Raw genomic sequence first — 24,318 nt, 5'->3', positions numbered from 1 at the left:
ATTGCCGCATCAATTCGCACGAGTTTCGTTGCATAAAACGAAACGTGTTTCATAGGCGCGGATAGCGACGCACGTATTTTCACGGAGTCCTAGTCTGAGGACATGGTCGAAGTACGCATTCATGGACGAGGCGGACAGGGAGTGGTCACGGCCGCCGACATGGTGGCTATGGCAGCCTTCCATGAGGGCCGCCACGCGCAAGCTTTCCCGTCGTTTGGATCTGAGCGGACGGGCGCACCAGTTGTTGCCTACGCGCGGATTCGAGACACAGAGATCCGCACGCGAGAACCTGTTTTGTCCCCTGATCTTATTATTGTTCAGGACCCCACCCTCCTGCCGATCCTCGATGTGTTCTCGGGCTTAACCAAGGACGGTTATGCCCTCATCAACTCCTCGAAATCGCCCAGCGAGCTTGGGCTAGATTGGCTGGTCACCCAGCAGCCAGCCGGGCACGTTATGTCCATTCCCGCAACGGACATTGCCCGCGAGCACACGGGACGCACGGTCCCCAACGCTGTGCTTCTGGGAGGGATGGCCGCACTGGCACACCCGTTCCAATTGGAATCAGTTGAAGGCGCTGTTCGCGAGCGCTTCCCCGGGGCAGTGGGAGAAAAGAACGTGGCGGCCGCGGAGGCCGCGTACGCCCTGGTGGCGAAGGAGGTAGAGCATGCTGCAGCAAATTGAGGGGTCTAAGGCAATTGCCCATGCGGTGGCCGGGTGCCACCCGGAGGTAATTTCGGCCTACCCGATTTCGCCACAGACGCACATCGTGGAGGAGCTGTCCCGCCAAGTGAAGGCAGGCGAGCTCGAAGGCTGCGAGTACGTGAACGTGGAGTCCGAGTTCGCGGCCATGTCCGCTTGCATCGGCGCGTCGGCGGCCGGCGCCCGGGCCTACACCGCAACTGCATCGCAGGGACTTCTGTTTATGGTCGAGGCGGTCTACAACGCCTCGGGACTTGGTCTGCCCATCGTCATGACGGTGGCCAATCGCGCCATCGGCGGCCCCATCAACATCTGGAATGACCACTCGGATGCAATGTCGCAGCGTGATTCCGGCTGGCTCCAGCTCTACGCCAAGGACAATCAGGAGGCCGCAGATCTACATGTTCAGGCTTTCAAGATTGCCGAGGAGCTCTCACTGCCCGTCATGGTATGCATGGATGGGTTTATTCTGACCCACGCCGTGGAGCAGGTAGATGTTCCCGATGCTGAGGACATCGCGACGTTCCTCCCGTCCTATGAGCCGCGCGTGGTCCTTGACCCGGAGAACCCGCTCTCCATGGGCGCGATGGTGGGGCCTGAGGCGTTCACCGAGGTGAAGTACCTTGCCCACCACAAGCAGATGCAGGCGCTAGAGCTGATCCCGCAGGTACAGAAGGAATTCCAAGAGGTGTTCGGCCGCGATTCGGGAGGCCTGCTCCATGAGTACCGGACGGAGGACGCGGAAACCATTGTTCTCTGCCTCGGTTCGGTTACCGGAACGCTCCGTGACGTAATCGATCAGCGCCGGGAAGCTGGCGAGAAGATCGGCGTTGTTTCTCTCGTGTCCTTCCGCCCGTTCCCTCGTCTCGCTGTGAGGAGGGCCTTGGCACGAGCGAAGACCGTCGTCGTTCTTGAAAAGGCGTTCTCCGTAGGTATCGGAGGCATCGTCTCCTCAAACGTTCGCACGGCGCTTCTGGACGAAAACGTAGATCACTACGAACTTATCGCTGGCTTGGGCGGACGCGACATTACCTCAGCTTCGCTGCACGGCTACCTAGACGAGCTAAAGGCGGGCAAGCAGAAGCGCTTCACATTCTTGGATTTGAACCGTGAGCTGGTGGAGAAGGAGCTCGAGCGTCAGCGCGGTACCCGTAGGTCCGGGTCAACGCCCGAGAACATGATTAAAGACATCACCGAAATGGTGTTGCAGGAGGCTGAATAATGAGTACGCAGCCACTCGAAAAGGATGCAGCCGCGCGCAACGAGGTGAAGTATTACCAAGTTGGTTCGTTCGCGGTGGGAAACCGTCTGGTTCCCGAAGCACTGCGATCTGTCCAGTCTGAGGCAGACCGCGCGAACTCGCTGACCTCGGGACACCGCGCCTGTCAGGGATGCGGCGAGGCGCTGGGCGCCCGGTACGCCGTGGATGCGGCGATGAACGCCGCGGGGAATAACGTTATCGCGGTCAACGCTACTGGCTGCCTCGAAGTGTTCTCTACGCCTTACCCGGAAACTTCATGGAAGCTTCCGTGGATCCATTCACTCTTTGGCAACGCCCCAGCTGTAGCGACGGGTGTGCAGGCCGCACTCCGTGCCAAGGGCAAGACCGAAACCCGCGTGATCGCACAGGGCGGCGACGGCGGAACCGTTGATATCGGCATGGGTGCCCTTTCCGGCATGTTCGAGCGCAATGACGATGTGCTCTACATTTGCTACGACAATCAGGGCTATATGAACACAGGCGTGCAGCGTTCTGGAGCAACACCTCCAACAGCTCGCACGGCAACAACGCAACCCGTTGGGCCCAACCCTGGAAACGTGTGGGGGCAGGGCAAGGACATGCCGCGCATTGCCATGGCCCACGAAATCCCTTACGTGGCTACCGCAACCGTGGCGGATCTATCCGATCTTGAATACAAGGTGGATAAGGCGATGAAGTATCGCGGGGCGCGCTACATCCACGTGCTGGTACCGTGCCCGCTCGGCTGGGGATCGGCTTCCAACGTGACGATTAAGCTGGCCCGGCTTGCTACCCAATCGGGACTGTTCCCGGTGTTTGAAGCCGAAGAAGGTGAGGTCACGGCCGTGACGAAGATTCGCCGGCCCGTAGCCGTGGAGGAGTATCTGCGCCCCCAGCGGAGGTTCGCCCACTTGTTCAAGAAGGGCGCTGATCAGAGCGTGTTGGAGCGCCTGCAGGGAGTCGCGGACAAGAACATCCGACGGTACGGGCTTATCGACGAAGAGGGCCTAGACCCGTTCGTGAAGCACGAGGAGGACTGAGGAATGCAGAATCTACCATTCGCGGTGATGCTCCCGGTGGGGAGCTCCGCCGCTAATCGAACCGGATCGTGGCGCACCGAGCGCCCGGTGTACGTGAACCTCATGCCTCCCTGCAACAAGGAGTGCCCCGCCGGGGAGAACATCCAGCAGTGGCTCTACCACGCCGAAGAAGGCGATTACGAGGCCGCTTGGCGCGAGATCATGGTAAATAACCCGCTCCCAGCAGTCATGGGCCGCGTGTGCTACCACACGTGCCAGACCGCTTGTAACCGGGCACAGGTGGACGAGGCCGTGGGCATCAACGCCATCGAGCGCTTCCTAGGAGATAAGGCACTTCAGGAAGGCTGGAGCGTGAAGCCGATGGGGCCGGCCTCCGGAAAGACGGTACTGATTGTGGGCGCCGGGCCTTCTGGGCTTTCGGCCGCGTACCACCTCGCCAGGTTGGGACACAAGGTGACGGTGAGGGACGACGGCGAACTACCCGGCGGGATGATGCGCTATGGCATTCCGTCCTACCGCCTACCACGGGGAATCCTTGACGGCGAGATCAAGCGGATCGAAGACATGGGCGTGACCTTCGAGATGAACACCAAGGTCACCGATCTGGAGGCGGCTCTGGCCGAATTCGATTCCGTATTCCTCGCTGTTGGCGCCCAGATCGGCAAGCATGTGAACATCCCGGCCGGTTCGGCCTCACACGTGCTGGACGCAGTGGAGATGCTGCGCGGTGTTGAGACGTCTCAGGAAGGCGGCGAGGCACAGCCTTTGCTTGGCCGTCGCGTAGTGGTATACGGCGGTGGAAACACGGCCATCGATGCCGCGCGCACCGCAAAGCGCTTGGGTGCCACCGATTCTGTCATCCTGTACCGGCGCACACGCGATCGTATGCCTGCCAACGATTCCGAGGTCACTGAGGCCGAAGAAGAAGGTATCAAGATGCGCTGGCTTTCGACGATCAAGCACATTGATTCAGCGGAGCTCATGATCGAAAAGATGGAGCTCGACGAAAACGGTTTCCCTCAGCCCACCGGCGAATACGAGCAGCTTGAAGCTGATTCAGTGGTCATGGCGCTCGGTCAGGAGTCTGATCTGGGCTTGCTTGATGGCATGCCCGACGTTGCGGTCAAGGACGGGATCGTCGAGGTGGATCGCCAGATGCGCACGGGACGCCCCGGCCTGTTTGCCGGCGGTGACATGGTTCCGTCCGAGAAGAACGTGACCATGGCGATCGGCCACGGCAAGAAGGCAGCCCGCTACATCGATGGCTACCTGCGTGGAACCGAGTACAACCCCGCACCCAAGCCGGGGGATGCCGGTTTGGACCGCATGGAGACGTGGTATTACTCGGATGCTCCCCATCAGGTGCGCGAGCGCATCGAAGGGGCCCGAAGGGCGTCCACCTTCGCGGAGGTTGTGCAGGGACTCGACGAGAATTCGGCACTGTTCGAGGCCCGGCGGTGCATGAGCTGCGGTAACTGCTTTGGTTGCGACAACTGCTTCGGCGTGTGCCCGGACAATGCCATCACCAAGCTGGAGCCCGGAAGCTACGAGTTCAAGTATGACTATTGCAAGGGATGCGGAGTGTGTGCCGCGGAGTGTCCATGTGGTGCGATCGAGATGATTCCGGAGGAGATTTAGCTGTAACTTGAGAGTATGAATAGGGCAGCACGCGGATTAACAGGATTGGGTATCGGCGCAGGAACGCTGACGATTTATCGGCGCGCTAAGGCGGTGGCAAAGCAGAACACCCCGTTCAGGCGGCGCTGGGAGGAAAACCTTCTCGCCACGATGGCTCGGCTAGAGAAGACCGCGCAATCGGGCGGCGAACTCCCGCTGATCTACGTGGCGCTTGGCGATTCTGCGGCGCAAGGGCTGGGTGCTGCACGCTTCGAGGATGGGTATGTTCCGCGCATAGCAGCTGGTCTGAAAGCGGCCACTGGGCGCGACGTGGCGTTGCTCAACATCTCGCTCTCCGGCGGAACCGCCGCCTCTGTTTTGGGCACCCAGATCCCTCAATTGGAGGGGCTGACGATCGGTGGCAAGCCGCTTGTTCCTGACGTTGTGACACTGGACATCGGTGGCAATGACGTGGGCGTCGCGGGCCTAACCGTCCCCGAGTTTGGGCGGCGCATGGACGCGATCCTCGGGCGAATCTCTGCGCCCACATTCGTGGCGGACATTCCCACGTTCAAACCGTTGAAGACGGAGCCACGCGCGGCGGAAATGTCTGCCGAGATCGCTCGCGCCTCACGGGAGAGCGGGGCGGGTCTCATCGAGCTGCAAAAGCTCTCGAACACTTTCACCACGTGGGTGTATATGAACGAGTATCACGCGGGGGATATGTTCCATCCGAACACCCCGTGGTATCACCGGTGGTCGCAGCTATTCATGGACCAGATCAGTGACCGGCTTGAGTTCACACGTGTGGACATGAGTGCCGTCCCGACTTGGAAGGGGATCTAGTCCTCTAGGTTTTCGGTCCATCCCATGGCGCCAGCGCTCTGGACAGACAACGTGGCTAACTGAGCTGCGGCGGCCAGCGAGGAGAGCGGATCCTGACCGGCTCCGAGCGCGGCCGTGAAGGCACCATGCAGAACATCGCCCGCACCGAGCGAATCCGCCACGTGTGCCGCCTTTTGGATAGGGAGCTTGTAAAGCTTGCCGTCCACGATGGCCTCGATCGCCCCGCCGCCGTGGGTGCGGGCGGCGAACTGGGCACCAGCACCTACGAGGGTCTCGAGAACCTGAGCGTCCTCCGCCCCAGGCAGGTGAAAATCGGCGGAAACAACCGCGTGCGTCACGTGACCCAGCAGCGCATCGAGACCCGGCTTGTACGACCCGCCGTCAAGGACTACCGGAATGCCCAGACTTTCGGCAGTTCGTGCCAATGCGATCTGAACGTCCAACAGATGCCCGTCCACCATGAGCGCGGTGGCGCCATCTAGGATGTCCTCATCGGGGAAACCGTGGGTACGCCCCGTATTGTTCGAGGAGATAACGGCTCGATTCCCATCAGAGTCGATGGAGACGGAGGAGATGGCGGGGTCGCCGTCGTCGGCACAAATATCCACAATGGAAACTCCACTCGAACGCAACCACTCACTTGCCAGCGAGCCGAACACCCCGGGACCGATGGGGGAGACCAAGGTGGGGAAGGCGCCAAGTGCTCCCGCGGTTCGGGCGGCGTTTGCGGCGGGGCCACCCACATCAAGGAGCGCGGAATCGGACACGACCTTCTCGTTGGGGCCGGGTACCCGCTCAACTCGCTGGACCAAATCGATGGTTGTCAGGCCACAAAACACGGTGCGCATGGCCCCACCTTAGTGAAAATGCACGCAACGTGGTGGGCGGTGCGGATACGATCACACGCTATTGACTAGACTGTAGCGTGGTCATCTAAGCGAAAGGCAGACATGTCTGAGGAACTGAGCCCGCTCGATGAGGCGGGCATCGCCGCAGCAGTTGAGGCGGCAAAGTCCGCGTTTGCAGCGGCGGGAACGCTCGAAGAACTCAAGGCGGCACGCTTGGCACATAGCGGAGATCATGCCCCGATCACGCACGCCAACGCCCTAATCCGTACGCTCGATAAGTCCGAGAAGCCCACGGCGGGCAAGCTCATGGGCGGGGCGCGCAAGCAGATTCAGGCGGCATTGGCCAACGCAACTGAGCGCCTCGAGGCCGAGGCGGAGGCTCGCGCCATGGCGGAGGAGCGCGTGGACGTCACGCTACCCACTCGCCGCAACCCGCAGGGAGCGCGTCACCCGCTCACCGTCCTGATGGAGGACGTGGCGGACTTTTTCGTCAGCATGGGATGGGACATCGCCGAGGGCCCCGAGGTAGAGCACGAGTGGTTCAACTTCGATGCGCTGAACTTCGGGCCGGATCACCCCGCGCGCCAGATGCAGGACACCTTCTATGTGGAGGGTGTGGAGCAGGCCGGCGATCGCGAAACGCTGGAGGCCCAGCCGAACCTCGTGCTGCGCACCCACACCTCGCCCGTCCAGTCCCACACGATGTTGGAGCGCGGAGCGCCACTGTATATCGCGTGCCCGGGCCGCGTGTTCCGTACGGATGCGCTGGATTCCACGCACACGCCTGTGTTCAATCAGGTCGAGGGCCTCGCGGTGGATAAGCACCTGACGATGGCACACCTGAAGGGCACGCTGGATCACTTCGCGCGCGCTATGTTCGGGCCTGAGGCCAAGACCCGCCTGCGCCCCTCTTTCTTCCCATTCACCGAGCCGTCCGCGGAGATGGACCTGTGGTTCCCTCAGAAGAAGGGCGGCCCAGGCTGGATCGAATGGGGCGGCTGCGGCATGGTGAACCCCGAGGTGCTGAAGAATGCCGGGATTGATCCCGATGTGTATTCCGGGTTCGCGTTCGGCATGGGGATCGAGCGCACCCTGATGCTGCGCCACGGAATCGCGGATATGCGCGATATGGTCGAGGGCGATGTCCGCTTCTCGCTCCAGTTCGGAACTACCGGAAGGGGTAACTGATATGCCACTCATTCCAATCGATTGGCTGGCCAATCACGTTGAGGTCCCCGAGGATCTGACCCCGGAGCAGCTCGCGGCCGATCTGGTGCGCGTTGGCCTTGAAGAAGAAGAGATCCACGAGGCCGAGGTTCAGGGTCCGGTTGTTGTGGGCAAGGTCCTGACGTTGGAGGCCAAAGAGCAGTCCAACGGCAAGGTGATCAACTACTGCCGCGTGGATGTAGGCGATCACAACGATGCTCCCGGCACCGGCAAGGAGCCCTCCGATCTTCCCTCGCGCGGCATCATCTGCGGCGCGCACAACTTCGAGGCGGGGGACTACGTGGTGGTCTCGCTTCCGGGCGCAGTTCTACCGGGCGGATTCGCTATTGCCGCCCGTAAGACGTACGGCCACACCTCCGACGGCATGATTTGTTCGGCTACAGAGTTGGGGATCGGTGGGGACGCCTCCGGGATTATTGTTTTGGCGAAGGGTGACGACGACGAAGCGATCGCCTCCCTTCCCGCAGTTGGAACGGACGCGCGGCCCATCTTGGGTATCGCGGGGCGGACCCTCGAAATCAATATCACCCCCGATCGTGGCTACTGCTTTGCCATGCGTGGGGTGGCCCGCGAGTATCACCATTCGACGGGCGCTGTATTCACGGATCCTGCGTTGGAACAGGGGCTACCCGAGCCTAATTCGGATGGCTACCCGGTTGAGGTCCGCGACGGTGCCCCGATTCACGGGGTCGCGGGCTGCGATCGTTTCGTCACGCGCGTGGTGCGCGGGGTGGATCCGAATGCGGAGTCTCCCAAATGGCTGCGCGATCGCCTTACGGCGGCCGGGATGCGGCCGATCTCTCTGGCCGTTGACGCTACGAATTACGTGATGTTCGATTTGGGCCAGCCACTGCACGCCTACGATCTGGATAAGGTCAACGGGCCGATCATCGTGCGGCGCGCCCGGGCTGGCGAGAAGCTTGTGACGCTGGACGAGGTGGAGCGCAAGCTCGGCGCCGAGGACTTGCTGATCACCGATACTGACGGCGATCGGGTTCTGGGGCTTGCCGGGACGATGGGTGGCTTCGATACGGAGATCACCAAGGAAACTGTGAACGTGCTAGTTGAGGCCGCGCACTTCGATCAGGTGTCCGTGGCGCGCATGGCCCGCCGGCATAAGCTTCCCAGCGAGGCCGCCAAGCGTTTCGAGCGCGGGGTGGATCCCGAACTCGGGCCCGTGGCCGCGCAGGCCGTGGTGGATCTGCTGGTCCAGTATGGCGGCGGCGAGGCCGGCAACGAGGTGTTCGATCTCAACAACACGGTGGCGCCCGCGGCGCAAGACTTCCCTGTGGCTGAGGTGGAGCGCCTGACCGGGCTTGTTGTGGCCGAGGATCGCATCCGGGAGATCTTGACTGACATTGGCTGTGCGGTCGAGGGCGAGGGCGAGGTCCTGTCCGTTACTCCGCCAACCTGGCGCCCCGATCTTGTGGGCCCAGCGCACTTCGTTGAGGAAATCGCGCGGCTTGTTGGCTACGACGAGATCCCGGTGGAGCTGCCGATGGCGCGCGCGGGCGGGGGACTAACTCCCGTCCAGCGCCAGCGGCGCGACGTGCTTCGGACGTTGGCCGAGGCAGGCTGGGTACAGGTACTTTCCTACCCGTTCGTTGGTGTGGATACGTTTGATAAGCAGGGGATTGACGATAAGCGGCGCACAGCGATTCGTCTAGCTAATCCGTTGCAGGATGAGGCGCCCTACTTGCGCACGAGCATCTTGGATTCGCTGCTGGATACCGCGCGTCTGAATGTGTCCCGTGGTAATCCTGCGGTGGCCGTGTGCGAGGCGAGCCTCGTGGGCCGTCCCGATGGAGTAGTTCCCGCTGACCCTGCGCCCGTCGGGGAGCGTCCGAGCGAGGAGACTCTGAACGGACTCATGGGTGCCATCCCGTCCCAGCCACATCACATCGCCGGCGTGGCGTGTGGGGCGGTCTCCGAGGCTCAGGCTGAGCTCCCCGCGGTTTTGTGGGACTGGCGCGATGCGATCGAGGCAGTGGCTTCCATGGGCCGTACAGTTGGCTTAGACGTCACTGTGGTTTCCGCAGAGCAGGCGCCATGGCACCCGGGGCGTTGTGCACAGATTCTTGCTGGCACGCTGCCGATCGGATATGCCGGCGAACTGGCGCCCGCCGTGTGCAAGGCCTTCGAGCTTCCCACGCGTTCTGTTGCATTCGAGATCGATTCCGATGCGCTGTTTGGGGCTCGCGGGACCGAACCGGCTCAGGTGGCACCGGTGCTTACGCACCCAGCAGCCAAGGAGGACCTTGCGCTCGTTGTGGATGAGTCAGTAACCAACGCGGATCTTGAAGCCGTCATCCGCAAGGCAGGCGGCGATCTGCTGGAGGATCTGCGCCTCTTCGATGTGTACACAGGGGAGCAGGTGCCGGAGGGTAAGAAGTCTCTGGCCTATGCCCTGCGCCTTCGCGCAGACCACACGTTGAGCGCCGAGGAGACCGCCGGACTGCGCAAGAAGATCGTTAAGCAGACCAAGAAGAAGCTGGGCGCCGAGCTGCGCAGTTAGTACGATGGGCCGCTGGAGTTGTAGCGTTATCTCATGACTACAGTTCCAGCGGCCGAGCACATCCTCATCACCGGGGCATCGCGCGGGATCGGCCAACGCATGGCAGTTGAGCTGGCGCGGCCCGGCCGCACCCTGATTCTTGTGGCGCGCACGCAGAAGGCTTTGACGAACACCGTTGCAGCGTGCGAAGAGAAGGGCGCGATCGTCTGCTCGATGGCGTGCCTCCTAGAAAAGCGGGATCGCCTCGCCCAGATGCTCGAAATCATTAGAACCGACGGCGGCGTTGACATGGTGGTCAACTGTGCCGGTGTATTCGGCAGCGAAGAAAACCCGTGGGAGGCCGATCCCGAGGATTGGTGGTACACCCAGCTCGTCAACGTGCGTGCGCCCTACTTGATCCAGCACTCTCTGGTACCCGGCATGCTGGAGCGCGGAGGCGGGCGAATCATCGATCTATCCTCCGGTGCCGCGATCAAGGATCGTCCCGATACTTCGGCCTATTACGTATCCAAGACGGCGCTCATGCGGCTGGGCGGTTCGCTGCACCTTGCGGGCTACGATCAGGGACTGCGCGTCCTAGAACTTGCCCCGGGTGTCGTCTACACGGACATGACCAAGGACGCCAAGATGCACATCGGACGTACCGAGTGGACAGAGCCAAGCGAGGCCGCCAAGATCGCAGCCTCGTTTGCAGACGGGGAACTCGATGGACTGTCGGGATGTCAGGTACGGGCAGGCAGCGATTCCCTAGATGACCTGAAAAAGCGATCAGCCGAAGGCGTGGGAGAAAACTCGCGGCGCCTCCGGCTGACGGACTTCGAATAGCTAGCTTGTCCTAGCGGCGGCCGAACCGATCGTTGCGGCGATCATCGCGGTAGCGGCGGTCGCGGTCACCCACGTAGCTCTTGCCACGTCCCGCCTGATCCGAGGCAGAGGGGCGGTATCCGCGGCCATCGTGACGGCGATCGTCATGGCGGCGGTCCCGATCATCGTGGCGCGGGCCGCGATCCTCGGAGATTCGTAGCTGGCGGCCAGAGACGCGAGCCTCGGAAATACGCTCGCGCATCTCGCGGGAGAGAGGCACACCAATCTCCACGAGAGAGAAGGACGGATAGATATCAATCTGGCCCAGGTCCGATCCGCTGAGCCCGCCCTCGTGGGTAATCGCACCAACGATAGCGCCCGGCTTCACGCGGTCCTTGTGGCCAACTTCAACGCGATAGCGAGTGGAGCCTTCCATCGAGCGCTTACCGCCACGGCCACCACGGTCACGGCCGCGGTCTCCACGTCCGCCCCGATCACGTTCGTAGCGTCCACCGCGCGATTCATCCGCATCAACGGTCAGCTTATCCGGCTCCTCACCCTTGACCGGACCTGGATCGCGGACGCCCAGCGCGAGAAGCGCGAAGATGAGATCCTCGCGGGACATCGGCTCGGTGCCCTCGGGGGTATCAGCATTATCAAACTCGCGGAGGACATCCCGGTAAACCGAGAGGCGGCCGTTTGCGAAACGTGTGCGTGCGGTTTCCACGAGCTTTGATGCGCGGAGCTTGGACACCTCGGCTGGGGTTGGCAGCTCGATCTGGTCCATGTGGGAGTTCGTCTGCTTTTCGATGCGGCGAAGGCGTGCCCGCTCCTTCGGAGTCACGAAGGTGAGGGACTCTCCGGCCCGGCCCGCGCGGCCGGTACGGCCGATGCGATGCACGTAGGTGTCAGTTTCGCGTGGCACGTCGAAGTTCACAACGAGGCCGATGCGCTCCACGTCTAGGCCGCGGGCTGCAACGTCCGTGGCAACCAAGACGTCAAGGGTGCCGTCCTTTAGTCGCGAAACGAGGCGCTCACGGTCGCGCTGTGCGACATCACCGGAAAGGGCGGCGGTTGAGACGCCTCGGGAGCCGAGCTCGATGGCCAGTTCCTCGGCTGTGGCACGGGTGCGCACGAACACGAGGGCTGCCTCCGCGTCCGTCACAGCCAGCACGCGGGCCAAGGCGCCGATCTTATGACGCTCGGGAACAACGGCGAAGGTCTGGTGAACCGTGGACACGGTGGAAGCGGGACGGGAGATCGTCACTGCCTCGGGGTTGTTCATGTGCTGATCGGCAACGCGGCGGATCGCTGGCGGCATCGTGGCAGAGAACAGCGCGGAAATGCGCTCAGTGGGGAGCTTGGACGCGATGGTTTCAACATCCTCGGCAAACCCCATGCGGAGCATCTCATCGGCCTCGTCCAGCACAAAGTAGCTGACGTGCTCTAGCTTGAGGGCTCCACGCTCCATGAGATCCATGATGCGGCCCGGGGTCCCCACCACTACCTGAGCGCCGCGCTCTAACGCGCGAAGCTGAGGGGTGTAGGAAGAACCGCCGTACACGGCCACGACATCTAGGTCGTGGGAGTGCGAGGCGAAATCATCGATGGCCGCAGCGCCCTGCATCGCGAGTTCGCGAGTGGGGGCTAGGACTAGGGCCTGAACACGGCGCGCATCGGGATCTACGTGTGCCAGAAGGGGCAGGCCGAACGCGGCCGTCTTGCCGGTTCCGGTCTGAGCAACGCCCACCACGTCGCGGCCAGCTAGCAAGAGCGGGATCGCGGCAGCTTGAACGGCCGTGGGATGCACGAACCCCATGTCTTGAACTGCCTGATGAAGATCTTCGGGAAGGTCCAGATCCGAGAAGGTGAGGTCGGTGGAATTAATATCTGCGCCAGAGGCGTTTGTCATGAATCTACTTTCACATTGGCCAGCAGGGCCGCAAACGCAAACAAACTCACTTGGCGGCAGCAGCTGGGGGCGCTAGATGCGCCTTAAGAAGTGTAGTGGGAAAAGAAGGAAGGTCGCAGTATGAGATCGGCTACTTACTCCTCGGCAAAGCTCGCCTCTAGGCGCGCCGCCTCCTTGGTGCCCGCCACGGGCTGGGTACGCCCGGACATGAGGAAACCAGAGAAGATCAGGAGGGCCATGAGCCCAATTGCTGCGGCGAACGCGGGGGATTGGGCAGGAAGTATAACCGCGTACGTGATGCCGGCGGCGGCTACGGCCAGTGAAGCGCCCAGAGTATCTGCAATCTGCAGGGAAGAGGAGGTTCTGCCGTGATTTGTAGGTGCACTCATCGCGAGCCCGTGCACGGTCATAGCCGGATAGTTCAGACCGATCCCGAGGCCCGAGATGGTCCAAGCCGAGAGGATAACGAGGCCGCTTACCTCGGAGAAGGCACCCGCGATGGTGAGGGCGATGCCGATAGTTTGCAAGGCGGTACCGATCATCGGGATTCGCGCGCGCCACACCGGCCCAGAAAGACGCCCCTGAACGGCAGAACCCAGAGCCCATGTGACAGAACCAACGGTGAGCACCAGACCGGCTTGGAAGGGCCTCCACCCATGAATATCCTGCAAGAGCAGGGGAAGGAACGTTTCAACCCCGATAAACGTGCCATTAATAATGCCGCGCAGAAGAACAGTTGCCGGGAGTCCTCTCCTGGCCACCGAAGTACCAGGTGGTAGCAGCGGGCGGGCGAAAGCGAAGGTCCACACGGCCAGCATGGCAATCGCTACGTACACGGTGGGGCCGAAGGATTCTGGCTGGGACCCGGAGATCACTTGGAGGGCTGCCGCCCCAATCCCCGCGGCAATTGCGCAGCCGATCGTCAGACGAATGCGCGAACCGTCGGCTGGGCTGGCCTCATGGGGAATCTTCCGGGTGATGCTGACTAGGCTCGGCGCCGCTAGAAGCAAAACCAGAGGTACGATCCCGAAGACAATGCGCCACGAGGCATGCTCCACGATAAAACCGGAAATTGCTGGGCCCACCAGCGACGGCAGAACCCACGCGACCGCAAATGCCGCGAAGAACGCTGGCTGGAGGGAGGAACGCACACTCGAACCCACCAGCGTGTAGAGCGGTACTACGCACAACCCGCCGCCAAGGCCCTGGATCGCGCGTCCGCAAACGAAGAACGTCATATCTTGGGCTGCTGTGCACATGACAAGGCCCGTCGCGAACAGCACGACACCCGTATACAGGCAGGTTTGCGGACTTTTATGATCGGACCACGGTCCGGCTAAAGCGGTGGTCATGAGCTGGGTGGCCATCACAACGCCCATCGCCAACGCGTACAGGTTTTGCCCATCCAGCGATTTGACCACGGTTGGCATGGCAGTGTTCACGGCGAGGGTTTCGAACGCAATGACGGTGATGAGACCAACCGATATCCACATCAGAAACCGCTCATGCGTCTGTGAAATCTTTGCCATGATGCTCATCGTAACCACCGCCAACATTGTGAGGAGTGCCGCGCTCCTGCCGGTTTAGTCACACACTGGCTGGGAGTAGCATGAAAAGGCGGCTCTCACTCGTCTAGTGGGAGCCTAGAACCCGCTCGTCTCGCGGGTGATATAACGAATAGAAAGAGGTTCAGCGTGCTTCGCACCCGAAATGCAGGATCGCTACGGTCTGCCGACATCGGCAAAACCGTTACCCTGACCGGATGGGTGGATCGGCGCCGCGATCATGGCGGCATTGCATTCATCGATCTGAGAGATGCCAGCGGCATCGCACAAATTACGATTCGCGAAGAAGTGGCCCACGAGTTGCGCAATGAATATTGCGTACGCGTGACTGGCATCGTTCGTGAGCGCCCCGAAGGAAACGCCAACGCCGCGTTGCCAACAGGCGAAATCGAAGTTGAGTCCGATGATGTGGAAGTGCTGAATCCTTCGGCGCCTCTTCCGTTCCAGGTTTCTCAGCACGCTGAAGATGGCGGCCAGGTGGGCGAGGATGTTCGCCTCAAGTACCGTTACCTCGATCTTCGCCGAGCCCCCGAGCAGCACGCGATCCGACTGCGCCACAAGGTTTCTCAGGCTGCGCGCCGCGTGCTTGATGGCCATGACTTTGTTGAGGTTGAGACCCCAACCCTGACCCGTTCCACTCCTGAGGGTGCCCGCGATTTCCTTGTGCCAGCCCGTTTGAACCCGGGTTCGTGGTACGCGCTGCCGCAGTCACCGCAGCTGTTCAAGCAGCTCCTCATGGTGGGCGGCATGGAACGGTACTACCAGATTGCCCGCTGCTACCGCGACGAGGATTTCCGTGCTGACCGTCAGCCGGAGTTCACCCAGCTGGACGTCGAGATGTCCTTCGTTGATCAGGACGATGTGATCGCCGTATCCGAGGACATTCTTAAGGAAGTCTGGTCGCTGATCGGCTACGAGATCCAGACCCCGATTCCCCGCATCACGTTCAATGATGCGATGGCGCGCTTCGGTTCGGATAAGCCCGATCTGCGCTTCGGTTACGAGCTGACCGACCTTACCGAGTTCTTCAAGGAGACTCCGTTCCGGCTGTTCCAGCAGGATTACGTGGGCGCCGTGGTGATGCCCGGTGGCGGTTCGCAGCCTCGCCGTACCTTCGACAAGTGGCAAGAGTGGGCACGGGCGCGCGGCGCCAAGGGCCTCGCGTACGTCACGATTGCCGACGACGGCACGATGGGTGGACCAGTCTCAAAGAACATCTCCGATTCAGAGCGCGACGGACTTGCCGCCGCGACCGGCGCAAAGCCCGGTGACTGCATCTTCTTCGCCGCCGGTGAGACCACCGCTTCACGCGAGCTGCTTGGGGCGGCCCGCGTGGAGATCGGGGAACGCTGCGGCCTGATCGATCCCGATGCTTGGGCCTTCACCTGGGTTGTGGACGCTCCTCTGTTCAAGCCGTCCGGTGCCGCCAAGGCCGAGGGCGACGTTGCGTTGGGGCATTCGGCATGGACCGCGGTGCATCACGCATTTACCTCGCCCAAGCCCGAGTGCATGGACAACTTCGATACCGATCCTGGCAACGCTCTGGCCTACGCTTACGATATCGTCTGCAACGGCAACGAAATCGGCGGCGGTTCCGTCCGTATTCATCGCCGGGATGTCCAAGAGCGCGTCTTCAAGGTCATGGGGCTCTCGGAAGAGGAAGCACAAACGAAATTCGGCTTCCTGCTTAATGCTTTCCAGTACGGCGCACCGCCCCACGGCGGCATCGCCTTCGGCTGGGACCGTATCGTGTCCCTGCTGACCAAGGCCCCGTCCATCCGTGACGTCATCGCGTTCCCGAAGATCGGTAACGGCTGGGACCCGCTCACGGACGCGCCAGCAGCTATCACCCCGGAGCAGCGCAAGGAAGCCGGCGTTGATGCCAAGCCCAAGAAGGCTGAGAAGAACGAGGAATCCGCTGAGTGAGTGAGATTCTCGGGTGTGGGTCTGTCTTTTGGCAGGCCCACACTGCTTCTTTGGCCGGCGATGAGCTCTTTCGAGTGGAGGAGCGGGACGCTGCCGTCGTCGTCGAAAAAAATACTGACGGGCGGGTAGAACTACTTGGGCACGGAGATCCGGAGCGGCTCAGCCTCGTTCTGGACCAGGCGCGCCGGGCAGGCGTCCCAGAGCCTGCGTGGGCAATGCTATCTCGGGGCTTGACGCTGAGCCCGGAGCTTGCGGCGTGGCTCCCTGAATACTGGGGAAATGACTGGGACTTCTATTGGACTAAGGATCCGCTTCACGAGCGCGCGGGTGCCAAAGCAGTGCGGGACATTACCGCGGAGGACGCGCGTCCCGTCGTGGCCGCTGCCAACCCTCGGAGTGAGGCATTCGATGATTTCGAGTCGTATCGCTGGTATGGAATCTGGAGCGCCGGGGTGCTGGCAAGTGTCATAGGCGCAAAGGACGATACGGACGTGGCTGGGCGTCGCAACTCCTATCTGGGCGGTTTGGGGACGCTCCCGGAGTATCGGGGGCGTGGGTTGGCCGGGGATATCATGACGGCCGTGACCGCCTTTGAGCTTGAAACCCACTCACTTGTCACCTTCGGGATGTGGGCGGAGAATCCGGCGCGTCACCTCTACGATTCGCTTGGCTATATCCATGGTGGCGCCCAGACCATCGCGGACTCGACCCCGATTGGTCCACACTAAAGCTATGGATCTTTTCGAGAGCCTGGGAACGGACAATCAGGGAGTACCAACCGGCGAACACGGCCCGTTGGCGGTGCGGATGCGCCCGCGCAGCCTTGACGAGGTAGTGGGCCAGGACCAAATTCTGGCGGCTGGATCGCCGATGCGCAGGCTGATGGATCCAGAGGGTAGCGTGCCCTCGTCCGTCTTCTTGTGGGGGCCTCCGGGAACCGGCAAGACCACGCTGGCCTACCTAATTGCGAGGGCGGGGGAGCGACACTTCGAGGAAGTCTCCGCCGTTTCGGCCGGAGTTAAGGACATTCGGGCTGTCATCTCCACCGCTCGTCACCGGCTTTCCGCGCAGGGTGAGGAGACCGTGCTCTTTATTGACGAGGTGCACCGCTTTTCCAAGACCCAGCAGGACGCGCTACTGCCCGCCGTGGAGAACGGGTGGGTGATCCTCGTGGCGGCCACTACGGAGAATCCAGCGTTTTCGGTTGTTTCGCCACTGCTTTCGCGATCCCTTCTTATTACGCTGCACGGGCTTACCGACGCGGATGTTCGGACGGTGGTGGAACGCGCGCTGAACGATGAGCGTGGGCTAGCCGGGCGGTACGAGCTAGGGGAAGCGGCCGAAGACAATCTAGTGCGGATCGCCGGGCAGGATGCCAGACGGTCGCTGACGTTGCTGGAAGCGGCGGCCGATGGGGCACGTGCCCGGGGCGTTAGAGTGATCGAGGTGGAAGACATCGCCCAGGCCGCGGACGGCGCCACGGTTCGATACGACCGTGCGGGGGATCAGCACTATGACGTGATCTCCGCGTTCATTAAGTCGATTCGCGGCTCAAATGTGGATGCGGCCATGCACTATCTAGCGCGAATGCTGGCGGCGGGGGAGGACCCGCGGTTTGTGGCGCGCCGGCTTATGATTTCCGCGGCAGAGGACGTGGGGATGGCCGATCCATCAGCGCTACAGACTGCAACGGCGGCGGCCCAGGCGGTGGCCCTCGTTGGGATGCCGGAGGCGCGGATCATTCTGGCCGAGGCCGTGGTACATCTGGCTACCGCCCCTAAATCCAATCGAGCCTATAACGCGATCAACTCCGCGATGGCGGATGTGCAGGCTGGCAAGGCCGCTCCCGTGCCGCTACAGCTGCGCAACGATGCCTTCTCCGGGGCGAAAGACCTCGGATACAGCGAAGGCTACAAGTATGCTCACGATTACCCGGGCGGGGTTGCTCAGGTGGAGTTCATGCCCGAGGGCATGGAGGGAACCCGGTATTACGAGCCTACGGATCGCGGGTACGAAGCGAACATCACACCGCGGCTGGCCCGCATCCGGGACGTGCTGGACGGCAGTGATGGTAGTCTTGGCTAGCTACCCTGGGGCCTTAGCCGTTTGAGTTGGCCCCGCAGCGCATTCATCAGGAAAGCGTTGTGCATAGATCGACAGGAGATTCATGTCTGCAAGCAACCGTAATCGCAAGCAGGTGCGCCAGTCGCGCGCCCTTGGCCTAGCTCTTACCCCGAAGGCAGAGCGCTACATGCAGAAGCGCCCCTACCGTCCAGGCGAGCATGGCCGCGGCCGCACAAAGGATTCGGACTACTCGGTACGTCTGAAGGAAAAGCAGCGCCTGCGTGCACAGTACGGAATCCGCGAGGCGCAGATGCGCCGCGTGTGGGAAGAGGCTCGCCGTCAAGATGGTCTTGCTGGTGAGAACCTCGTTGAGCTTCTCGAGATGCGTCTCGATGCGCTCGTGCTCCGTGCAGGCTTCGCCCGCACCACCGCTCAGGCCCGTCAGGCCGTGGTTCACCGCCACATTCTGGTTGATGGACAGATCGTTGACCGCCCCTCCTTCCGCGTAAAGCCCGGGCAGGTTGTTCAGGTCAAGGCTCATTCGCAGGCATCCCCGCAGTTCCTTATGGCTGCCGAGGGTGTTCATCGCGACGTTCTGCCCAAGGTTCCGGAATACTTGGATGTTGAGCTGGAGAAGCTAAAGTTCTCATTGGTTCGGCGCCCGAAGCGTGTTGAGGTCCCCGTGACCTGCGACGTCCAGATGGTCGTCGAGCACTACTCGCGCTAGTCAGCATAAGAGAACGCGCCCTCCGGGGCGCGTTCTTGCTATTAGGAGGTTATTGTGGAGATCACACTTGGCGGGATTGCTGGCATCGTTGCCGCACTTGCGTTTGTTGCTCTTGTCATTGCACTCATCCGGCCCATCGCTAAGCTTTCGGGCGTTGTGGATCAGTTAGCGGATACGGTCACGCGGATTACGGAGCATACGTTGCCGGCCATCGATGAGGCCGCGCAGACCGTCCGGGACGCAAACGGTCAGATCGCACGGATCGATACGATCACGGCTGCCGCCGCCCGCACCGCGGAGGACGTTTCCGCGCTCACCACTCTTGTGAGCTCCACCTTGGCCGCACCGATCTTGGCTGTGCGCAAGGGAACCAACAAGGTAAAATCTGCTTTCGGTAAATAAGACTTTCAAGGACTGAGGAACACATGCGCACCGCTGAGATTCGCCAGCGTTGGCTCGATTACTTCGAGAAGAACGATCATCATATTGCGCCGTCGGTACCGCTGGTATCGCCGGACCCATCGGTTCTATTCACCATAGCCGGCATGGTCCCGTTTATCCCCTACATTGTGGGAACGGAACAGGCTCCCTGGCCGCGCGTTGCCTCGGTCCAAAAGTGCATCCGCACCAACGATATTGAAAACGTCGGCAACACAACGCGCCACGGCACGTTCTTCCAGATGTGCGGCAACTTCTCCTTTGGCGATTACTTCAAGGAAGGCGCCATCGATCTAGCGTGGGGGCTCCTGACCTCCCCGATCTCCGAGGGCGGATACGGATTAGATGGCGATCGCATCTGGGTCACCATCTGGGAACACGACGATGCCAGCTACGAGACGTGGACCAAGCGTATTGGCTTGGACCCCAAGCACGTCGTGAAGCTCACGCGCGAGGAGATCTTCTGGGACACGGGACAGCCTGGCCCCGCGGGTCCGTGCGCCGAAATCCACTACGATCGCGGACCTGAATATGGACCCGAAGCCGTAGGCGGCACCGTAGATCCTGGCGGTGATCGCTATCTTGAGATCTGGAACCTCGTTTTCGATCAGTACATGCGTGGTCCCGGGCAGGGCAAGGACTATGAGCTTCTCGGCGATCTGGATCAGACGGCCATTGATACGGGCGCCGGGTTGGAGCGCATTGCATTCCTGCTGCAGGACAAGCCCAACATGTATGAGACCGATCAGGTCCTGCCTGTTATCACCGCCACTGAAGAAATTACGGGTAAGGCGTACGGCAAGGGCGGTCACGATGACGTCCTCATGCGTGTGATTGCGGATCACATCCGTTCTTCTATGATGCTGATTGGCGACGGAGTGCGCCCGGGCAACGATGGGCGCGGTTATGTTTTGCGGCGGTTGTTGCGCCGTTCCGTACGTTCGGTTCGCCTTCTTGGGGTCGACGACGTTGTGGTACCTACCCTCATCACCGCCTCAAAGGACGCGATGAAGGAGTCCTACCCAGAGCTTGAATCTGGATTCGGGCAGATCCTGCAGGTTGCCAGCGAGGAAGAGGAGGCGTTCCGCCGCACCCTCACCGCGGGCACGCAGATCTTCGATCTTGCTGTGGGGCGCGCGAAGAACAAGACGCTTTCCGGTAGCGACGCATTCACACTTCACGATACCTACGGTTTCCCGATTGACCTCACGCTCGAGATGGCGGAGGAAAAGGGTATTAAGGTTGACGAAAAGGGCTTCCGCACGCTCATGCAGGAGCAGCGGGATCGCGCTCGGGCCGACGCTCAGGCAAAGAAAACCGGTCACGTGGATGCCCACGTTTACCACGAGATTCAGGGACAGAGCGGGCTCACGCGTTTCCTCGGGTACACCGAGGCGAGTGTTCAGGCGAAGGTTGTGGCGCTGCTTAAGGACGGCCAATCCGTTCCCGTGGTCACCGAACCCGGTGAAGTGGACGTGATCCTGGATCAGACGCCTTTCTACGCAGAGATGGGTGGCCAGCTCGCCGATCATGGCACCATTCAGGTGGCCGGTGGCGGCTTCCTTGAGGTTCAGGATGTTCAGGCGCCGCTGAAGGGGCTGCACGTCCATCGCAGCTACCTCAGTGAGGGCACGATCGCTCTGGACGATCAGGTTGTCGCCTCGATCGATACGCAGCGTCGTATTGATATTGCGCGGTCGCATACCTCTACGCACATGGTGCACAAGGCGCTCCACGAGTTCCTCGGGGAACAGGCCACGCAAGCGGGTTCAGAGAATTCGCCGTCGCGTATGCGTTTCGATTTCCGGCACGGTTCCGCCGTTCCGGCCGAGGTGCTTTCGGACATCGAGGCACGAGTCAACGATCGGCTGCAGGACAATCTTGAAGTCACTGACGAAATTATGGACATCGATGATGCTCGAAAGGCCGGTGCAATGGCCCTGTTCGGGGAGAAATACGGTAAGGAAGTCCGTGTAGTCTCCGTTGGCGGCGATTGGTCCAAGGAGCTCTGCGCGGGTACACATGTCCATGAGACTGGGCAGATCGGACTTGTGAGTGTTCTGGGCGAAGCCTCGATTGGTTCTGGAGTGCGCCGAATCGATGCGCTTGTGGGAGATCGGGCATATGAGCAAGGAGCCAAGGAGCGCGCACTCGTCTCTCAGATCTCTTCCATGATGGGAGTTCGGGCCGATGAACTTCCGGACCGTATCGACTCGATGCTGGGACGGTTGAAGACAGCCGAGAAGCTTATCGGCACGATGCGCCGTGAGCGCTTGGCTGGAGGCGTAGATGCCGTGGTGAAGACCCCGCGGCATGTCGGTGATGCTGATCTTTACGTGAGTGCGCTTGGTGAAGTTGATTCCGCAGATGATGTACGTACCTTCGCAAACGATGTGCGCGGACGCCTTGATGATCACTCTAACTCGGTGGTGGTAATCACCGGTGTGGTCAATGGCCGGCCCTCCATCGTTGTGACCACCACCGAAGGCGGCCGTGAGCACGGAATCCGTGCTGGACGTCTGGTCTCCGTGGCCGCAAAGGTCCTTGGCGGTGGCGGTGGTGGCCGCGATGACATTGCCCAAGGCGGCGGTACAGATGCCTCAAAGATTGACGCCGCTCAGGCCGCAATCGAGTCGCAACTCGGGTAATGCGCCGCGGTAAGAGACTCTCCATCGACGTTGGTCAGGCTCGCCTCGGGGTTGCCACATGTGACCCGGACGCGATCCTCGCCACGCCGGTTGAAACACTAGCCCGAAACGGATCGGATATCCGGCGGGCCGCCCAGATGGTGAAACGCGAAAGCATCATCGAGGTGATCGTGGGGCTTCCCTTAAACATGGATGGTACTGAGGGAGCTTCTGCGCGCCACGCACGGTCATGGGCAGGTAAGCTGGCCAACAGGATCGCTCCTGTCCCGGTGCGTTTGGTTGATGAACGCTTGTCTACAGTGACGGCGCATGCCCAGCTGTCAGCCTCGGGACGAAGCTCCCGCAACCACCGTTCGGTGGTTGATCAGGCTGCAGCGATCATCATTTTAGAGACTGCTTTAGATATCGAACGCCAAACTGGCCGCGAACCAGGTGAACTGGTCCAGACAGAGAGGACGGAATGAGCGACATCTTCGAAGAGCTAGAAGTTGTTCCAGCCCGAAAGAAGAGGCGATGGGTTACTCCCGTTCTTGTCTCGTTCATCGTCATGGTGCTCACCGCGGCATTGGTGTTCCTCGTTCCGCAGTTCTTTTCAGGGTCGGATCGGGTCTCCGATTATCCGGGACCCGGAACAGGTAGCGTGACCGTTGAAATTCCCGAAGGCAGTAGCGGCAAGAGTATGGCCGCGATCCTCGTGGATGAAGACGTAGTTGCCACGGAGAAGGCGTTCGTGGATGCCTTTAATAACGATTCGCGTTCAGGCTCAATTCAGCCGGGGGTCTACACGCTGAAGAAGGAGATGTCCGCAACCGGAGCAGTTTCTGCGCTGCTCGATCCCGCGGCCCGGGCCGAACAGAGGGTGACGATTCCCGAGGGTTGGCCAAAGTGGCGTGTTTATGAACGGCTCGACACCGTCCTAGGCCTCGAACCAGGCACGAGTGAAGAGGCAGCCGAAGAGGGCGATATAGGGCTCCCGGAGGAGGCCGAAGGAGACCCCGAAGGCTGGTACGCACCCCTGACCTACACGTTCGAATCCGATACCACTGTTGAAGAGGCATTAGCCGAGATGATTGATGCCAGGATCTACCAGCTCGAAGAGCTGGACATTGATCGGGATCAGTGGCAGGAGGACCTCATCAAGGGCTCTATCTTGGAACGAGAAGCGGGGAACTCGGCCGATCTGAATAAGGTGGCTAGGGTAATCGATAACCGGCTTGCCGATGAGGACGATGTGAACGGCAAACTTCAAATGGATTCCAGTGTGCTGTATGGCCTTGGTATCGATAGCGGCGTGCCGACTGCCAAACAGCTCAAGGAAGATACTCCGTACAATACGTACCTTCACGCTGGACTGCCGCCGTCACCGATCGGGGCGACTGGACTGGATGCACTTGAAGCGGTAGCTAACCCTGCCAAGGGCGACTGGCTCTACTTCGTCACGGTGAACCTTGATACCGGAGAGACAAAGTTCTCCTCCACATACGAGGAGCACCAAAAGTACGTTAAGGAGTTCCGGGAGTGGCTAGAGGAGAATCCGCAAGGATGATCGTTTGGGCTGGTTCTCAGGAGGACCTTGGGTATCGGTTATTAGCCGCGGGCACTACCGAGCACGTGATCGCCAAGAGCGGGGATCTAGGCGAGGTTCTTTCACTGCGCGAACCGGCTTGGTCCGGCGTAGCCGTGCCACCGGGAACTGGCGCCCTGCGGCTCGCGGAGAACTCAGATGGTTTGGCGAAAGCCGTGGGATTCGCCGATACGTTGGCATTCGCCGGCGGCCTTCCCGGGGCGTTCGGTTTCTTGTCGCGGGTGGCCGGGATGGTCGAGGCCGTGCGCCAAGCGAGCGGCCAAGAATATTTGGCAGGCTATGCGCGTGTGAATGCGACCGGGCCCGAAGCATGGGCGGCTTTGGCTGCTCTCACTCAGTTACGGGTAGAGAGGATCGAAAGTACACCTGATGCACTGGTGGGTGCGGTGGCCCACCGGCTCGGGATTACCGTTACACCTCCTCAGCACGAGCCCACCATAGAATTCGGTCCAACCGGATTCCGATGGGACGGAGCTCGCGCGAGTAACGAGCGTGTAGAGCTGTACACGGCTGGCGCACAGATCAGGCTACTCACCAGCCGCGAGCCCGATATCGGGGCCATGATGGCGGCCTGTGGATAACTTCTGCAGTTAGAAGAGGCCTCTGTGTAGCCT

Annotated in this window: 20 protein-coding genes; 17 read left to right on the top strand and 3 right to left on the bottom strand. The window is 61.3% G+C overall.

The genetic code is table 11. The annotated features are described in order from the left end of the window. Window positions 1–102: 102 nt before the first annotated feature. The 5 genes from DD236_RS06070 to DD236_RS06050 are packed head-to-tail and all read left to right on the top strand — an operon-like array spanning window position 103 to window position 5,445. The gene (locus tag DD236_RS06070) at window positions 103–684 is read left to right on the top strand and encodes a 2-oxoacid:acceptor oxidoreductase family protein (RefSeq protein WP_109093500.1); all 582 of its coding nucleotides are present in this window, start codon (window positions 103–105) and stop codon (window positions 682–684) included. Then, window positions 668–1,924, top strand: coding sequence for a pyruvate ferredoxin oxidoreductase (gene porA, locus DD236_RS06065; RefSeq protein WP_109093499.1), 1,257 nt, complete (start codon window positions 668–670; stop codon window positions 1,922–1,924). Before DD236_RS06070 ends, porA begins: the two co-directional genes overlap by 17 nt. Beyond that, window positions 1,924–2,982 carry a thiamine pyrophosphate-dependent enzyme gene (locus DD236_RS06060; protein ID WP_109093498.1) on the top strand — a complete coding sequence of 353 codons (1,059 nt, stop codon included), beginning with the start codon at window positions 1,924–1,926 and terminating at the stop codon, window positions 2,980–2,982. The genes porA and DD236_RS06060 overlap by 1 nt, the downstream gene beginning before the upstream one ends. 3 nt (window positions 2,983–2,985) lie before the next feature. Then, on the top strand, window positions 2,986–4,620 hold the full coding sequence (locus tag DD236_RS06055) for an NAD(P)-binding protein (protein ID WP_109093497.1): 1,635 nt from the start codon (window positions 2,986–2,988) through the stop codon (window positions 4,618–4,620). A 15-nt stretch (window positions 4,621–4,635) separates the two neighbouring features. After that, window positions 4,636–5,445 carry an SGNH/GDSL hydrolase family protein gene (locus DD236_RS06050; protein WP_109093496.1) on the top strand — a complete coding sequence of 270 codons (810 nt, stop codon included), beginning with the start codon at window positions 4,636–4,638 and terminating at the stop codon, window positions 5,443–5,445. Here the strand turns inward: DD236_RS06050 and DD236_RS06045 are convergent. Beyond that, the gene (locus DD236_RS06045; protein ID WP_109093495.1) at window positions 5,442–6,293 is read right to left on the bottom strand and encodes a PfkB family carbohydrate kinase; all 852 of its coding nucleotides are present in this window, start codon (window positions 6,291–6,293) and stop codon (window positions 5,442–5,444) included. The genes DD236_RS06050 and DD236_RS06045 overlap by 4 nt on opposite strands. Window positions 6,294–6,395: 102 nt before the next feature. Between DD236_RS06045 and pheS the strand changes: the two genes are divergently transcribed. Genes pheS through DD236_RS06030 form a run of 3 tightly spaced genes read left to right on the top strand, consistent with a single transcriptional unit; the run spans window position 6,396 to window position 10,860 of the window. Next, entirely contained in the window at window positions 6,396–7,481 is a 1,086-nt protein-coding gene (pheS, locus tag DD236_RS06040) for a phenylalanine--tRNA ligase subunit alpha (RefSeq protein ID WP_109093494.1), read from the top strand. A gap of 1 nt (window position 7,482) precedes the next feature. Next, entirely contained in the window at window positions 7,483–10,035 is a 2,553-nt protein-coding gene (gene pheT / locus DD236_RS06035) for a phenylalanine--tRNA ligase subunit beta (RefSeq protein ID WP_109093493.1), read from the top strand. A gap of 33 nt (window positions 10,036–10,068) precedes the next feature. Beyond that, complete coding sequence (locus DD236_RS06030; protein WP_109093492.1) at window positions 10,069–10,860, top strand: SDR family NAD(P)-dependent oxidoreductase; 792 nt, start codon at window positions 10,069–10,071, stop codon at window positions 10,858–10,860. Window positions 10,861–10,870: 10 nt separating this feature from the next. On the opposite strand, the gene DD236_RS06025 is transcribed toward DD236_RS06030, so the two are convergent. Both DD236_RS06025 and DD236_RS06020 read right to left on the bottom strand, forming a co-directional pair. Continuing rightward, entirely contained in the window at window positions 10,871–12,751 is a 1,881-nt protein-coding gene (locus tag DD236_RS06025) for a DEAD/DEAH box helicase (RefSeq protein WP_109093491.1), read from the bottom strand. A gap of 134 nt (window positions 12,752–12,885) precedes the next feature. Further along, window positions 12,886–14,280 (bottom strand): MFS transporter, encoded by a 1,395-nt coding sequence (locus DD236_RS06020; RefSeq protein WP_165819841.1) that lies wholly within the window; start codon window positions 14,278–14,280, stop codon window positions 12,886–12,888. A 165-nt stretch (window positions 14,281–14,445) separates the two neighbouring features. On the opposite strand from DD236_RS06020, the gene aspS reads away from it, so the two are divergent. The 9 genes from aspS (at window position 14,446) to DD236_RS05975 (ending at window position 24,285) form a co-directional block, all read left to right on the top strand. Further along, window positions 14,446–16,242, top strand: a complete 1,797-nt coding sequence (aspS, locus tag DD236_RS06015; protein ID WP_109093489.1) for an aspartate--tRNA ligase — start codon at window positions 14,446–14,448, stop codon at window positions 16,240–16,242. After that, entirely contained in the window at window positions 16,239–16,970 is a 732-nt protein-coding gene (locus DD236_RS06010; RefSeq protein ID WP_109093488.1) for a GNAT family N-acetyltransferase, read from the top strand. Before aspS ends, DD236_RS06010 begins: the two co-directional genes overlap by 4 nt. 4 nt (window positions 16,971–16,974) lie before the next feature. Continuing rightward, entirely contained in the window at window positions 16,975–18,327 is a 1,353-nt protein-coding gene (locus DD236_RS06005) for a replication-associated recombination protein A (protein ID WP_109093487.1), read from the top strand. A gap of 82 nt (window positions 18,328–18,409) precedes the next feature. Then, window positions 18,410–19,033, top strand: a complete 624-nt coding sequence (gene rpsD / locus DD236_RS06000) for a 30S ribosomal protein S4 (RefSeq protein ID WP_109093486.1) — start codon at window positions 18,410–18,412, stop codon at window positions 19,031–19,033. Between the two features lie 54 nt (window positions 19,034–19,087). Next, a complete protein-coding gene (locus DD236_RS05995; RefSeq protein ID WP_165819840.1) occupies window positions 19,088–19,435 on the top strand; it encodes a DUF948 domain-containing protein in 348 nt (115 codons plus the stop codon). A gap of 23 nt (window positions 19,436–19,458) precedes the next feature. Next, window positions 19,459–22,119, top strand: a complete 2,661-nt coding sequence (alaS, locus tag DD236_RS05990) for an alanine--tRNA ligase (RefSeq protein ID WP_109093484.1) — start codon at window positions 19,459–19,461, stop codon at window positions 22,117–22,119. Further along, window positions 22,119–22,583 carry a Holliday junction resolvase RuvX gene (ruvX, locus tag DD236_RS05985; protein ID WP_109093483.1) on the top strand — a complete coding sequence of 155 codons (465 nt, stop codon included), beginning with the start codon at window positions 22,119–22,121 and terminating at the stop codon, window positions 22,581–22,583. Before alaS ends, ruvX begins: the two co-directional genes overlap by 1 nt. Continuing rightward, the gene (gene mltG, locus DD236_RS05980) at window positions 22,580–23,665 is read left to right on the top strand and encodes an endolytic transglycosylase MltG (RefSeq protein WP_109093482.1); all 1,086 of its coding nucleotides are present in this window, start codon (window positions 22,580–22,582) and stop codon (window positions 23,663–23,665) included. Before ruvX ends, mltG begins: the two co-directional genes overlap by 4 nt. Further along, window positions 23,662–24,285, top strand: coding sequence for a hypothetical protein (locus tag DD236_RS05975; RefSeq protein WP_109093481.1), 624 nt, complete (start codon window positions 23,662–23,664; stop codon window positions 24,283–24,285). Before mltG ends, DD236_RS05975 begins: the two co-directional genes overlap by 4 nt. Window positions 24,286–24,318 lie beyond the last annotated feature (33 nt).

Source organism: Ancrocorticia populi, from assembly GCF_003123745.1.
Classification (GTDB): domain Bacteria; phylum Actinomycetota; class Actinomycetes; order Actinomycetales; family Actinomycetaceae; genus Ancrocorticia; species Ancrocorticia populi.
This window is presented reverse-complemented; position numbering and strand designations above follow the sequence as displayed.